This is a genomic window from Streptomyces sp. NPDC046862 (genome assembly GCF_040704615.1).
Taxonomy (GTDB): Bacteria; Actinomycetota; Actinomycetes; order Streptomycetales; family Streptomycetaceae; genus Streptomyces.
The window spans coordinates 53,167-66,664 of sequence record NZ_JBEYXP010000063.1; the positions used below are offsets into that span (position 1 = coordinate 53,167).

General features: G+C 69.9%; 13 protein-coding genes. 9 read left to right on the forward strand and 4 right to left on the reverse strand.

Annotation, left to right across the window (positions count from 1 at the left end):
* Positions 1-271 precede the first annotated feature (271 nt).
* Positions 272-1,675: a family 2B encapsulin nanocompartment shell protein gene (locus AB0959_RS44905; RefSeq protein WP_366832667.1), complete on the reverse strand. Its 1,404-nt coding sequence runs from the start codon at positions 1,673-1,675 to the stop codon at positions 272-274.
* Between the two features lie 309 nt (positions 1,676-1,984).
* On the opposite strand from AB0959_RS44905, the gene AB0959_RS44910 reads away from it, so the two are divergent.
* From AB0959_RS44910 to AB0959_RS44920, 3 genes are all read left to right on the forward strand, one after another.
* Positions 1,985-2,218: a hypothetical protein gene (locus AB0959_RS44910; RefSeq protein ID WP_366832668.1), complete on the forward strand. Its 234-nt coding sequence runs from the start codon at positions 1,985-1,987 to the stop codon at positions 2,216-2,218.
* A gap of 312 nt (positions 2,219-2,530) precedes the next feature.
* Positions 2,531-3,121, forward strand: a complete 591-nt coding sequence (locus tag AB0959_RS44915; protein WP_366832669.1) for an N-acetylmuramoyl-L-alanine amidase — start codon at positions 2,531-2,533, stop codon at positions 3,119-3,121.
* A gap of 119 nt (positions 3,122-3,240) precedes the next feature.
* Positions 3,241-4,137, forward strand: a complete 897-nt coding sequence (locus tag AB0959_RS44920; protein WP_366832670.1) for a pyridoxal-phosphate dependent enzyme — start codon at positions 3,241-3,243, stop codon at positions 4,135-4,137.
* A 7-nt stretch (positions 4,138-4,144) separates the two neighbouring features.
* On the opposite strand, the gene AB0959_RS44925 is transcribed toward AB0959_RS44920, so the two are convergent.
* Positions 4,145-5,743: a Na+/H+ antiporter gene (locus tag AB0959_RS44925; RefSeq protein WP_366832671.1), complete on the reverse strand. Its 1,599-nt coding sequence runs from the start codon at positions 5,741-5,743 to the stop codon at positions 4,145-4,147.
* Between the two features lie 60 nt (positions 5,744-5,803).
* On the opposite strand from AB0959_RS44925, the gene AB0959_RS44930 reads away from it, so the two are divergent.
* From AB0959_RS44930 to AB0959_RS44940, 3 genes are all read left to right on the forward strand, one after another.
* Entirely contained in the window at positions 5,804-6,064 is a 261-nt protein-coding gene (locus AB0959_RS44930; protein WP_366832672.1) for a UBP-type zinc finger domain-containing protein, read from the forward strand.
* A gap of 316 nt (positions 6,065-6,380) precedes the next feature.
* Positions 6,381-6,794: an anti-sigma factor gene (locus AB0959_RS44935; RefSeq protein WP_015657891.1), complete on the forward strand. Its 414-nt coding sequence runs from the start codon at positions 6,381-6,383 to the stop codon at positions 6,792-6,794.
* Positions 6,791-7,900: an RNA polymerase sigma factor SigF gene (locus AB0959_RS44940; RefSeq protein ID WP_366832673.1), complete on the forward strand. Its 1,110-nt coding sequence runs from the start codon at positions 6,791-6,793 to the stop codon at positions 7,898-7,900. Before AB0959_RS44935 ends, AB0959_RS44940 begins: the two co-directional genes overlap by 4 nt.
* A 72-nt stretch (positions 7,901-7,972) precedes the next feature.
* Here AB0959_RS44940 and AB0959_RS44945 read toward each other — a convergent pair whose 3' ends face one another.
* Positions 7,973-8,422: a hypothetical protein gene (locus AB0959_RS44945; protein WP_366832674.1), complete on the reverse strand. Its 450-nt coding sequence runs from the start codon at positions 8,420-8,422 to the stop codon at positions 7,973-7,975.
* A gap of 304 nt (positions 8,423-8,726) precedes the next feature.
* Between AB0959_RS44945 and AB0959_RS44950 the strand changes: the two genes are divergently transcribed.
* Positions 8,727-9,695 (forward strand): diacylglycerol kinase family protein, encoded by a 969-nt coding sequence (locus AB0959_RS44950; RefSeq protein ID WP_366832675.1) that lies wholly within the window; start codon positions 8,727-8,729, stop codon positions 9,693-9,695.
* Between the two features lie 318 nt (positions 9,696-10,013).
* Positions 10,014-10,271 (forward strand): WhiB family transcriptional regulator, encoded by a 258-nt coding sequence (locus tag AB0959_RS44955; protein ID WP_016639615.1) that lies wholly within the window; start codon positions 10,014-10,016, stop codon positions 10,269-10,271.
* Positions 10,272-10,512: 241 nt separating this feature from the next.
* Here AB0959_RS44955 and AB0959_RS44960 read toward each other — a convergent pair whose 3' ends face one another.
* Entirely contained in the window at positions 10,513-11,988 is a 1,476-nt protein-coding gene (locus AB0959_RS44960; RefSeq protein ID WP_366832676.1) for a PAS domain-containing sensor histidine kinase, read from the reverse strand.
* Positions 11,989-12,520: 532 nt separating this feature from the next.
* Here AB0959_RS44960 and nagB point away from each other — a divergent pair.
* A complete protein-coding gene (nagB, locus tag AB0959_RS44965; RefSeq protein WP_366832677.1) occupies positions 12,521-13,306 on the forward strand; it encodes a glucosamine-6-phosphate deaminase in 786 nt (261 codons plus the stop codon).
* The last annotated feature ends 192 nt before the right edge of the window (positions 13,307-13,498 follow it).

A 13,498-nucleotide genomic window follows, 5' to 3' on the forward strand; every position in this document is an offset into this window, starting at 1 on the left:
CGGTGCTGCCGGTGCTGCCAAGGACGCCCGAGGTACCGAGGCAGCCGGACCTTCCGGGTCTGCCTGACCTTCCGGGTCTGCCGGGCTTCCCAGGGCTGCCGCGCCTTCCTGGTCCGATGGATCGTCCGTCGAGCCTGTCGGGCCTATGGAACTCGAGATGGGGCTCAGCCTTTCCAGGATCTCGGTCGGGCTCCGTGTCGTCTCCGTCATGAACCCACCCACGGGCTCAGCTCGGAGAGTCCGCGAAGGAAGGCGTGCGGGGCGCGGTCGGTCACCGCCAGCGGCCGATCTCGACGTTCTCCAGAACGCCGAGCGCGTCCGGCACGAGCACCGCCGCCGAGTAGTAGGCCGTCACCAGGTACTTGATGATCGCCTGTTCGTTGATGCCCATGAACCGAACGGACAGGCTCGGCTCGATCTCGTCCGGGACGCCCGACTGCCGGAGCCCGATGACTCCCTGCTCCTCCTCCCCGGTACGCATGCAGATGATGGACGTCGTCCTGGTGTCGCTGACCGGGATCTTGTTGCACGGGAAGATCGGCACCCCGCGCCAGGTTGGGATGCGGTTGCCCGCGATCTCGACGCTCTCCGGCACGAGCCCGCGCTTGTTGCACTCACGGCCGAACGCGGCGATCGCGCGCGGGTGGGCGAGGAACAGCTTGGATCCGCGCCGCCGGCTGAGCAGCTCGTCCAGGTCGTCCGGGCTGGGCACGCCGTCGTGCGGCTGGAGTCGCTGGTCGTACTCGCAGTTGTGGAGCAGACCGAACTCCCGGTTGTTGATGAGCTCGTGCTCCTGGCGCTCCTTCAACGCCTCGACGGTCAGCCGGAGCTGCTGCTCCGTCTGGTTCATGGGCTGGTTGTAGAGGTCCGCCACGCGCGTGTGGATGCGCAGGACGGTCTGGGCGACGCTCAGCTCGTACTCGCGCGGCGCGGCCTCGTAGTCGACGAACGTGTGCGGGATGTCCGGCTCGCCGGTGTGGCCGGCGGCGAGCTCGATCTCCTTCTCGCCGTACTTGTTGGTGCGCTGGGCGGGGATGGAACGCAACTGCTGGAGGTGCTCGCGCAGGGAGTCGGAGCGCTCCGCGATCTGCTCGAGGGCCTGGCGGGGCAGGGCGAGGACGGTGCACGCGGTCACCGCGCGTGCCGTGTACTCCCAGATCGCGTCCGGGTCGAGGAGCGCCTGGTCGCCGAAGTACGCCCCGTCGGCCAGGACCCCGAGGACCGCGTCGTCCCCGTACGGCCCCGTGCCGATCTTCTCCACCTTGCCGTGGGCGAGCAGGAACACCTCGTCGGCGGGGCTGCCGAACTCCGCGACCACCGTGCCGGGCTCGAACTCCCGCTGCTCGCAGCGCCGGGCGAGCTCGCCCAGGACGTCGTCGTCCTCGTACGACCGCAGGGCCGGCAGTTCGCCCAGCTCCGCGGGGATGACGGTGACCTGGTCACCGGTCTTCACGAAGGTGATGCGGCCGTCTCCCACCGCGTAGCTGAGCCGCCGGTTCACCCGGTACGTGCCGCCCTGGACGTTCACCCACGGCAGCATCCGCAGCAGCCAGCGCGAGCTGATCTCCTGCATCTGAGGTGCGGACTTGGTGGTCGTGGCCAGGTTCCGCGCGGCCGAGGTGCCGAGACTCTGCTGCGGCTTTTCCTGCGCGTGGACCTCTTCGCCTACCGACATAAAGGAATGCCCTCCCGGTCGTGCCCTGATCTCGCGGTCGTGCGCCGATCTCACGGACAGCCTTCCAGCACGGAGGGTGATGGTGCTATTACCCGAAAGAGCGGGAATGGATCTTCGCCGTGCTGGGCACACTGTGGTCCCCCGCCGGAACGCCGGCGAGGGACGGGACGGATGTGCTCATGCGTGGAGATGGGAACTTCAAGATCCGGTCGTCCGTTTGTCGGCGTGACGGGCCCTTCGGCCACCTTCGACCAATCGACTCACCCCCCACCCTCGAACGACTCGATCCACTCGACGACGGGAGACGTCATGGCAGGCTTTCTGGACCGCGCAAAGGAGCAGGCACAGCGCGGCCTTGTCCAGGGCAAGCAGAAGCTCGACGACGTGCAGACCCAGCGGGCCGGCAGTGATCTGCTGAAGAAGCTGGGCGCGGCGTACTACGCCGAGCGGCACGGCACCGGCTCGCCGGCAGCCACGCAGCAGGCCCTCCAGGCACTGGAGGCCCACGTCGCCACGCACGGCGACGGCTTCCTGCGAGGCTGAAACGGGTGCGGCGCCGCACCAACGGCGCCGCACCGGTCCACCGCACGACTGGCGGCGCCGCACCGGTCTCACGCCACAGCCGGCGGCGTCGCGTCGGCCTCATCGCACAACCGCTCGACCTCACCTCCGGACGACTGGCGCCGGCGGTCCGACCATCATCCCGGTACAGGCCCCGAGGGCCCGGTGGCCGCCTGACCGGATCGGCTCGCTCACCGTGCGAAAGGACTGGTCGCGACCGTCTGGTTGGGAGTACAAGCTGCGGTACGAGGCGGCCGCGACAGGTGGCCGTTGCCCAGTGCGAAGGAGGCGGTCATGGCCCCACCCATGTCCGCGGGCAGGTTTCTCACCATCCTCAGGGACGAAGGCGTCACGGTCGTCGAGGTCGGTGACTGGGAGCACCACAATCGCAACCACAAGGGCCCCTGGGGCCCGGTCCACGGCGTGATGATCCACCACACGGTGACGTCGGGCAGCGCGAGAACCGTCGAGATCTGCCGCGACGGCTACTCGGGCCTGCCCGGCCCGCTGTGCCACGGCGTCATCACCAAGGACAGCCGTGTCCACCTCGTGGGCTACGGCCGCGCCAACCACGCCGGGCTGGGCGACGACGACGTCCTGCAGGCGGTGATCGCCGAGAAGGCCCTCCCGCCGGACAACGAGGCGAACACGGACGGCAACCGCCACTTCTACGGCTTCGAGTGCGAGAACCTCGGCGACGGCGAGGATCCCTGGCCCGAGGCACAGCTGGACGCCATCGCACGTGTCTCCGCGGCGGTCTGCCGCCACCACGGCTGGACGGCCCGCTCGGTGATCGGGCACCTGGAGTGGCAGCCGGGCAAGGTGGATCCCCGCGGCTTCACGATGGCGTCGATGAGGGAGCGCATCGACGACCGGCTGAAGTGACACGCGTCTCCGGCTGAGGGCGGGGCGGTGGCGACCACCGTCCCGCCGGCACACCGGGGCCCGCGCCGCCCCGCCTCCACACCCCCGCTCGCCCGGCCCCTCTGCCCGACAATGGGCAGGTGAACAGCCTCGCCGCCCTGCAGCCGAACCTGCCGTCCCCCCTCCAGCACGTCGAGGACGAGAGGTTCGGGCGGCACGGTGTGCGGCTGGTGGTGAAGCGGGACGACCTGATCCATCCGGAGCTGGTCGGCAACAAGTGGCGCAAGCTCGCCCTGAACCTGCGCGCCGCGGCGGGCCGCCCCGTGGTCACCTTCGGCGGCGCGTACTCGAACCACCTGCGGGCCACGGCCGCCGCGGGCCGCCTGCTGGGGCTGCCCACCGTGGGGGTCGTACGGGGCGAGGAACTGGCCGACCGCCCCCTCAACCCGTCGCTGGCCCGGTGCGCGGCCGACGGCATGCGGCTGCACTTCGTCGCGCGGTCGGCGTACCGCCACAAGGCCGATCCGGAGACGCTGGACGCGATTCTCCGCGCCGCGGGCGCCGAGGACGCGTACGTCGTCCCCGAGGGCGGCAGCAACGCCCTCGCCGTGCGCGGCTGCCAGGAACTCGGCGAGGAACTGCGTGGCCGGGCCGACGTGGTGGCGTTGGCCTGCGGCACCGGCGGGACCCTCGCCGGGCTGGCCGCGGGCCTGGCGCCCGGGCAGCGTGCCCTGGGTGTCCCCGTCCTGCGGGGCGGCTTCCTGACCGCCGAGATACGCGCACTCCAGCAGCGGGCCTTCGGCGGCCTCCGCGGCGACTGGTCCCTCGACGACCGCTTCCACTGCGGCGGCTACGCCCGCACCACCCCGGAACTCGATGCCTTCGCCGAGGAGTTCGAAGAGCGCCACGGACTGCCGGTCGAGCGTCTCTATGTGGCCAAGATGCTGTACGGACTCGTCACTCTCACCGAGGAGGGCGCCTTCCCCCGCGGTACGACCGTCGCGGCGGTGATCACCGGAGCGCCGTTCGCCACCTGAGCGGACACTACCCCTCCGACTCCCGGTAGGCAGCCGCCTCCTCCAGGTCCAGTCGGCGCAGCAGGGTCCGGAGCATCTCGTCGTCGAGGTACCGGGCGTCCCGCAGCTTCACGAAGACGGCTCGCTCGGCGCCGATCATCTCCCGTGAGAGGCGGCTGTAGGTGTCGTCGACGGTCTCGCCGGTGACCGGGTTCACAGAGCCCAGCCGCTCCCACACCGCGTTGCGGCGCCGCTCCAGGACCGAGCGGAGCCGTTCGGCCAGCGGGGGCGGCAGGGCGTTGCGCTCGTCCGCGAGGAGTTCGTCGAGGCGCTCCTCGGCGACCCGGGAGGCCTGCGCCTGGGCGTTGGCCTCGGCGAGGGTCTCGGCCTGGAGATCACGCCCGGGCAGACGCAGCACGCGGATCAGCGGGGGCAGGGTCAGGCCCTGGACGACGAGGGTTCCGATGACCGTGGTGAAGGTCAGGAAGAGCAGCAGGTTGCGTTCGGGGAAGTCCTCTCCGCCGTGCACGGTCATCGGGATCGAGAAGGCGATGGCCAGCGACACCACGCCCCGCATCCCGGCCCAGGCGATGATGAAGGGTCCCTTCCAGGTGGGATTGTCCTCCCGTTCCCTGATCCGTCGCGAGAACAGCCGCGGCAGGAAGGTCGCCGGGTACACCCACAAGAAGCGGGTGGCGGCCACCACGAGGAAGACGATGATCGCGTACCAGGCGGCGGTCGTCCCCTCGAACTCCCCGAGCCCTTCGAGGACGACCTTCAGTTGCAGTCCGATGAGTGCGAACACCGCCGACTCCAGCAGGAAGCCGATCATCCTCCAGACCGCCTCTTCCTGGAGCCGGGTCGCGAAGTCGACCTGCCAGTTGCGGTATCCCAGGTAGAGGCCGACGACGACCACGGCGAGCACTCCGGAGGCGTGCACCCACTCCGCGAGCCCGTACGCGACGAACGGGATCAGCAAGGAGAGGGTGTTTTGCAGAAGCGCCTCCTTCAGGTGGGTGCGCAGCCAGTGGATCGGCATCATCAGCACCAGCCCCACCACGACCCCGCCGACCGCCGCCAGCACGAACTCGCCTGTCGCGCCACCCCAGGACGCGCCCTCGCCGACCGCGGCCGCCAGGGCCACCCGGTACGCGGTGATCGCGGTGGCGTCGTTCACCAGGGACTCGCCCTGCAGGATCGTGGTGACCCGCGACGGCAGCCCCACCCGGCGCGCGACCGCCGTCGCCGCGACCGCGTCCGGCGGCGCCACCACCGCCCCGAGCACCAGTGCGGCGGTCAGCGGCAGCCCCGGCACGAGCAGGTAGGCGGCCCAGCCGACGACGAGGGTCGCGAACAGCACGTAGCCGACCGACAACAGCGCCACCGGTCGCAGTTGGGCCCGCAGGTCGAGGTACGAGCTCTCGGTGGCCGCCGTGTAGAGCAGCGGCGGCAGGATCAGCGGCAGCACGACGTCCGGGTCGAGCTCGTACGCGGGCACCCCCGGCAGGTACGAGACGGCCAGGCCCGCCGCGACGAGCAGCAGGGGCGGCGGCACCGGCGTACGACGGGCGGCACCGGCGACGGCGGCACTGCCCGCGATCAGCATCAGCAGCGGCAACACGTGCATGGTCCTCGTCCGCCCTCTTTTTCGCGCGTTGTTCTGCGCGCCCGTCGTAACCTGGCAATCATGAAACAGTGCACGCACGTCGACGCGCTGCCGAACCCGGAGCCGGCGCCGCTCAGCGACACCTGCCCCGAGTGCCTCGCCATCGGTTCGCATCCGGTGCAGCTGCGGTTGTGTCTGTCGTGCGGCTACGTCGGCTGCTGCGACACCTCGCCGGGCCGGCACGCGACCGAGCACTACAAGGAGAGCGGCCACCCCATCATGCGGACCTTCGAACCCGGCGAGAAGTGGCGCTGGTGTTTCGTCGACCACGTACTCGTATGACGCGCGTCCACCGGGCACGCAACCGTAGAACAGAAATGCGCATGACACAGGCGAACGCGAGCGCGTACTCATGGGACACGGTTCGACGGTCTGACGTGTGGGTACGTCAATCCGGCGCGCGCTCTTCCTATTTGAGGCCCGCAGACCCCTAGCCACCGAGCGTGTTCATGTGCTTACTATGAGTGACAGCATGAGGCGGGGTCCCCAGGACAGGGAACTTGGGAGCGCGATAGCGTCACCGCTGAACCACATAGCGCGTTACCCCGAGGGGCGACCCTCGGACCCCGAAACAGCTTGTACCACCTTGGAGGTGAGGGTGTCCCAGATCGCAGGCGAGCCCGCGACCCAGGACTTCGTGGAAGTCCGGCTGCCGGCCGCGGGTGCCTACCTGTCGGTGCTGCGTACGGCCACGGCCGGCCTCGCGGCCCGTTTGGACTTCACCCTCGACGAGATCGAGGACCTGCGCATCGCGGTCGACGAGGCCTGCGCGATCCTGCTCCAGCAGGCCGTGCCCGGCTCGGTGCTCAGCTGTGTCTTCCGCCTCGTCGACGACTCGCTCGAGGTGACGGTCTCCGCCCCGACCACGGACGGCCACGCCCCCTCGCGCGACACCTTCGCCTGGACCGTCCTGTCGGCCCTGGCGGGCAAGGTGTCCTCTGCCGTCGACGACGACAAAACCGTTTCGATCAGCCTCTACAAACAGCGCGGCGCGGGACCCGGGCCGGCGTGAGGAACGGGGAAGGGCCGGTGCGGGACGAAGAGCGCGGCACACGGGAACTTCCCGCCGAGGGCACGAACGGCCCGGGCGGGCCGCGGCACTGGGCGGACGGCGTCGACGGCATCCCCGAGCAGGCCCGGCCGCATCCGGAGGACGACTCCTCGGCGACGGCCAGGGCGTCTCAGTGGGCAGAGCCGATCGACGACGAGGAGCACGGGGAGCTCTCCGACGGGCGACGGGATCCGGAGGGTGCCGTACGGAGCACCACGTCCTCGGAAGGGCGGCGTCGGGTGACGGCGGGCGGGACTATGAGCGAGCACGAGCGGAACGGTGAGCAGAGCGTGCACGGCACGCAGCACAACCCCCAGGACCGCAGCGGGGCGCGGGCGATGTTCGTCGAGCTGCGCGCACTGAACGACGGGAGCGCCGAGTACGCGGAACTGCGCAACCGGCTCGTCCGGATGCATCTGCCGCTCGTCGAGCATCTCGCGCGCCGCTTCCGCAACCGCGGCGAGCCGCTGGACGACCTCACCCAGGTCGCCACCATCGGCCTGATCAAGTCGGTGGACCGCTTCGACCCGGACCGCGGGGTCGAGTTCTCGACGTACGCCACGCCCACGGTGGTCGGCGAGATCAAGCGCCACTTCCGCGACAAGGGCTGGGCGGTCCGCGTCCCCCGCCGGCTCCAGGAACTGCGCCTGGCACTCACCACGGCCACGGCGGAGCTCTCCCAGCAGCACGGCCGCTCCCCCACCGTCCACGAGCTGGCCGAGAAGCTGTCCATCTCGGAGGAGGAGGTCCTGGAGGGCCTGGAGTCGGCGAACGCCTACTCGACCCTCTCCCTGGACGTCCCCGACACGGACGACGAGTCACCCGCGGTGGCGGACACCCTGGGCGCGGAGGACGAGGCGCTGGAGGGCGTGGAGTACCGCGAGTCCCTCAAGCCGCTCCTGGAGGACCTTCCCCCGCGGGAGAAGAGGATTCTCCTCCTCCGCTTCTTCGGCAACATGACGCAGTCGCAGATCGCCCAGGAAGTCGGCATCTCCCAGATGCACGTCTCCCGCCTGCTGGCCCGCACCCTGGCCCAGCTCCGGGAAAAGCTCCTGGTCGAGGAGTAGCGCGTCCAGGAGTAGCGCGTCCAGGAGTAACCCCTCGCCCTCGCGGCGCCTTCCGCTCCGCGAGGGCACGTCTCACTTCTGTTCCTGCACATCCCCCGGGCCCCGGATACCGAGCGCCCGGGTCGTCGCCGGGTTCACGAGAAGGACCAGCGCGGTGACGGCGACGGCCGCGAGGACGATGCCGCCCGGGATGGCCACGCTGTCGGCCTGGAGCAGGTTGTACGCCACCGGCAGCGCCATGATCTGCGTGATGACCGCCGGCCCCCGGCTCCAGCCGCGCCGCAGGAACAGCCCGCGCGCGGCGAGCAGGGGCAGCAGCGCGAGGACGATCAGGGTGACGCCGCCAGTGACGGCCTGCTGACGGTCGTCGGGGTCGCCCGCCAGCCCCAGTACGAGCATGGCGCCGCCGCCCACGGCGAGGGCCAGTCCTTCCGCCGCGGCCAGCGCCGCGGCGGCGGTCAGCCGCCGGGGGCGGGGGCCGTTGTCGGGGTTCTCCGGGGTGCGGTTCTGCTCAGGGCTCACGTTTGAAGCGTAGCCCTCCGGGGGTGTGGGCGGTCGGTCTCGTCTGCCGGGTTCTGTTCGTGAGCGGCTGCGGGTTCGTCGTGGCTGGTCGCGCAGTTCCCCGCGCCCCTTAAAGGACCAGGGCGCGCCCATGCTTTTAGGGGGCGCGGGGAACTGCGCGACCAGCCAACAGACAACCTGTAGCCGCAGACGCACCGGATGAACCGGGCCCGTAGGCGCCAAAAACGCCCATCACCGCCCAATCTCTTACCCAACCCCTACCTCGAAGTGGGCCGAGTACCACCCAGTAGGTACCCTGCATCGCATGCGTGCACTTCTCGTGGTCAATCCGGCGGCAACCACCACAAGCGCACGTACGCGCGATGTCCTGATCCACGCCCTGGCGAGCGAGATGAAGCTGGAGGCGGTCACGACGGAGTACCGCGGGCACGCGCGCGACCTCGGCCGCCAGGCAGCGGAGAGCGACGACGTCGACCTGGTGATCACGCTCGGCGGCGACGGCACGATCAACGAGGTGGTGAACGGCCTCCTCCACGAGGGCCCCGACCCCGACCGGCTCCCGCGCCTCGCCGTGGTCCCCGGCGGCTCCACCAACGTCTTCGCCCGCGCCCTGGGTCTTCCCAACGACGCGGTGGAGGCGACCGGCGCCCTCCTCGACGCCCTGCGCGAGGGCAGCGAGCGCACGGTCGGTCTGGGTCTCGCCGCCGGCACCCCGGGCAGCGAGGACGAGGGCGTGCCCGCCCGCTGGTTCACCTTCAACGCCGGCCTCGGCTTCGACGCCGGCGTGGTCGGCCGCGTCGAACAGCACCGCGAGCGCGGAAAGCGCTCCACGCACTCCCTCTACATGCGGCAGGCGTTCCGCCAGTTCTTCGGAGAACCGCACCGCCGCCACGGGACCATCGCCCTCGAGCGCCCCGGCGCCGACCCGGTGACCGGTTTGGTGCTGTCCATAGTCTGCAACACCTCTCCGTGGACCTATCTGGGCAATCGCCCGGTGTACGCGTCGCCTAAGGCCTCGTTCGATAAAGGCCTCGACGTACTCGGTCTCAGCCGCATGTCGACGGGCGCGGTTGCCCGGTATGCCACCCAGTTGCTCACTTCGTCCCCCGAGCGGGGCCCCCATGGCAAGCACGCGGTGTCCCTCCATGACCTGACCGACTTCACCTTGCATTCGAAGGCGCCACTCCCGCTTCAGATGGACGGTGACCACCTCGGGCTGCGTACGAGCGTGACGTTCACAGGCGTACGCCGTGCACTGCGTGTGATTGTGTGAGCGGAACGGGCAAAAGTCCTTCCACTCGAACGTTTAGGCCAGGATCCACCCCATGGAAGTACGGCTGTGACCTAGTCGACACCGAGGAATCAAAAAAAACTTTCCAGAAGGGGTTGTATCCGCCGCTGAGGTTTGCGAGTCTCTACGTGGCGCTCGGGACAGCCCGCAACATCGGCAACCACAGAGCACCGGAACCCCTCCTCAAATCTCTGGACCACACCAGTCCGTCTGGTGATCGGCCCTTCACTTGTTGAGGGATTCGTGAAAGCGTTCACATTCACAAGCAACGTGCAAGTAACACCAAGAGAGGTAGCAGCCATGGACTGGCGTCACAACGCCGTTTGCCGCGAGGAAGACCCCGAGCTGTTCTTCCCCATCGGCAACACCGGTCCTGCGCTGCTGCAGATCGAGGAAGCCAAGGCTGTCTGCCGTCGCTGCCCCGTTATGGAGCAGTGTCTGCAGTGGGCGCTTGAGTCCGGCCAGGACTCCGGCGTCTGGGGTGGTCTCAGCGAGGACGAGCGCCGCGCCATGAAGCGCCGCGCCGCCCGCAACCGGGCCCGTCAGGCCTCCGCCTGACACCCCACCCAGCGACAGCCTGAGCTTGGCGGCGCGTACAACGAGTACGCTTCTCCCGCCCCCGAGCCGCAGCGCGCAGTGCCCCCGATGCGCTAAGTCGCAAGCGTCTGAGCCTCGGACCAGTTCACCTGGTCCGAGGCTCATCGCTTTTCCCGCGCCTGTTCCGCCCCGTCCCATCCCTGTCCCATACGTACACGCGCACCGTTCGCGTACGCGACGGGTGTGAACGTCTTGTGCAGGTCTACTTCTGTGCCCGCACCGGCACGTCGAGGATCACCCGCGTCCCCCGCTCCGGCGCCGGCACCATGTCGAACGTGCCGCCCAACTCCCCCTCCACCAGCGTCCGTACGATCTGCAGGCCGAGGTTGCCCGAGCGGTGCGGGTCGAAGCCCTCGGGGAGACCCACGCCGTCGTCCTGGACGGTGACGAGGAGGCGGGCCTCCTTGCTCGTGCCGCCGCGCACCGCCGAGACCTCCACGGTGCCGGTGTCGCCCTGGCGGAAGCCGTGTTCGAGGGCGTTCTGCAGGATTTCCGTGAGGACCATGGAGAGCGGAGTCGCCACCTCCGCGTCCAGGATCCCGAACCTGCCCGTGCGCCGGCCCGTGACCTTGCCCGGGGAGATCTCCGCGACCATGGCGAGGACGCGGTCGGCGATCTCGTCGAACTCCACCCGCTCGTCCAGGTTCTGAGACAGCGTCTCGTGCACGATCGCGATGGACCCGACCCGCCGTACGGCCTCTTCGAGGGCCTCGCGGCCGCGCTCCGACTCGATGCGCCGGGCCTGCAGGCGCAGCAGCGCCGCGACCGTCTGCAGGTTGTTCTTGACCCGGTGGTGGATCTCCCGGATCGTCGCGTCCTTCGTGATCAACTCGCGCTCGCGGCGGCGCAGTTCCGTGACGTCCCGCAGCAGGACCAGTGAGCCGATGCGGGTGCCCTTGGGCTTGAGCGGGATCGCGCGGAACTGGATGACCCCGTCGTGGGCCTCGATCTCGAACTCGCGGGGCGCCCAGCCGCTGGCCACCTTGGCGAGCGCCTCGTCCACCGGGCCCCGGGACGGGGCGAGTTCGGCGGTCGTCATGCCGAGGTGGTGGCCGACCAGGTCGGCGGCGAGGCCGAGGCGGTGGTACGCGGACAGCGCGTTCGGGGAGGCGTACTGGACGAGGCCGTCGGCGTCGAGCCTGATCAGGCCGTCACCGACGCGCGGCGAGGCGTCCATGTCGACCTGCTGGTTCGGGAACGGGAACGACCCGGCGGCGATCATCTGGGCGAGGTCGGAGGCGCTCTGGAGGTAGGTCAGCTCCAGGCGGCTCGGGGTGCGCACGGTCAGCAGATTGGTGTTGCGCGCGATGACGCCGAGGACACGGCCCTCCCTCCGCACGGGGATGGACTCGACCCGTACGGGGACCTCCTCGCGCCACTCGGGGTCACCCTCGCGCACGATCCGGCCCTCGTCCAGGGCGACGTCCAGAAGGGGCCGGCGGCCGCGCGGGACGAGGTGGCCGACCATGTCGTCCTGGTACGAGGTGGGGCCGGTGTTGGGGCGCATCTGGGCCACGGAGACATAGCGGGTGCCGTCGCTGGTGGGGACCCAGAGGACGAGGTCGGCGAAGGAGAGGTCCGAGAGCAGCTGCCACTCCGACACCAGCAGGTGCAGCCACTCCAGGTCGGAGTCACCGAGTGCGGTGTGCTGGCGTACGAGTTCGTTCATGGAGGGCACGTGTGCGAGCGTACCTGGCGGTTCGGACAGGACCGGAAACCGCGGGCGCATCATGGGATACGGGCCTGATACGACCCCGGGAACACCCGCGGGCCGCGGCGCCTGAGAGGGACCCTCAACCCTCCCGGCACCGCAGCCCGGAGCAACAACGGCCGCGGGGTGTGCGGTCCCGGTCGGCCGAAGGATGAGGAGCCGGGGCAGTCAGGGCAGAGAGCGCCGGTTCCTCGGTCCGCCTTCCTGTGCGGGGAAGACGGAGGCTTGCGATGCGCGTGCTCGGTACTTCGATGGTTCACACGCTCTCTGCAGGCATTGTGGACTAGACCACACACGTGTGTCCATGCGTTGACGGATGTTTGTTGTTGTCGCATTGTCCAACATCCAGCGATGCGTCACACGCAGAGTAGCCCGCTTCGGTTCACATGGGGGACCGGATCGAGACACTCGCCGTAAGGCGCCTCTGCTAGATTGGTCTAAACCACATCGTGCCCCTCCGGGTCCCAGTTGAGTCCCTCTCCAGATCGGCAGGCCCAGCGTGGAAGTTGTCATCGTCCCGGACGCGAAGGCCGGCGGCGACCTCATCGCCGAGGCCATGGCCCAGCTGCTCCGGCGCAAGCCCGACGCCCTGCTCGGCGTGGCCACCGGCTCCACTCCGCTGCCCGTCTACCAGGCGCTTGCGGCCCGGGTGGACTCCGGCGCGGTGGACACGTCGCGGGCCCGCATAGCCCAGCTCGACGAGTACGTGGGGCTGCCGGCCGAGCACCCCGAGTCGTACCGCTCCGTGCTCCGGCGTGAGGTGCTCCAGCCGCTGGGCATCGGCATGGAGGCGTTCATGGGCCCGGACGGCACGGCCGAGGACGTGCAGGGCGCCTGCGAGGCGTACGACAAGGCGCTGGCCGACGCCGGGGGCGTGGACCTCCAGCTGCTCGGGATCGGGACCGACGGGCACATCGGGTTCAACGAGCCCTGCTCCTCCCTCTCCTCGCGGACGCGGATCAAGACGCTCACCGAGCAGACCCGGATCGACAACGCGCGGTTCTTCGACGGCGACATCGAGCAGGTGCCGCACCACGTCATCACCCAGGGCATCGGGACGATCCTCGACGCACGGCACCTGGTGCTGCTCGCGACGGGTGAGGGCAAGGCGGACGCGGTGGCGGCGACCGTGGAGGGGCCGCTCGCCGCGGTGTGCCCGGCGTCGGCGCTGCAGCTGCATCGGCACGCGACGGTTGTCGTGGACGAGGGTGCCGCGTCCAAGTTGAAGTTGGCGGGTTACTTCCGGCACACGTATGCGAGCAAGCCGGAGTGGCAGGGGATCTGAACGTATGGGCCCCGCCCGGTGCATACGGCATTCCGGGAAGAGCTCGGGAGCGAACGAGCGTTGCGGGCCGCAGGCCGTTTGTGGCTTGTCGCGCCCACGCGGCGGAGCCGCACATTGATACAGCCCCGCGCCCCTGACGGGGCGCGGCCCCACCCGCCCGCACCATCAGACGCAGCCGAAGGTGCCGGTGCC

Excerpts from the sequence above, each read along its gene's own strand:
- AB0959_RS44905 (WP_366832667.1), bottom strand. The coding sequence starts at position 1,675 with ATGTCGGTAGGCGAAGAGGTCCACGCGCAGGAAAAGCCGCAGCAGAGT.
- AB0959_RS44910 (WP_366832668.1), top strand. The coding sequence starts at position 1,985 with ATGGCAGGCTTTCTGGACCGCGCAAAGGAGCAGGCACAGCGCGGCCTT.
- AB0959_RS44915 (WP_366832669.1), top strand. The coding sequence starts at position 2,531 with ATGGCCCCACCCATGTCCGCGGGCAGGTTTCTCACCATCCTCAGGGAC.
- AB0959_RS44925 (WP_366832671.1), bottom strand. The coding sequence starts at position 5,743 with ATGCACGTGTTGCCGCTGCTGATGCTGATCGCGGGCAGTGCCGCCGTC.
- AB0959_RS44930 (WP_366832672.1), top strand. The coding sequence starts at position 5,804 with ATGAAACAGTGCACGCACGTCGACGCGCTGCCGAACCCGGAGCCGGCG.
- AB0959_RS44950 (WP_366832675.1), top strand. The coding sequence starts at position 8,727 with ATGCGTGCACTTCTCGTGGTCAATCCGGCGGCAACCACCACAAGCGCA.
- AB0959_RS44955 (WP_016639615.1), top strand. The coding sequence starts at position 10,014 with ATGGACTGGCGTCACAACGCCGTTTGCCGCGAGGAAGACCCCGAGCTG.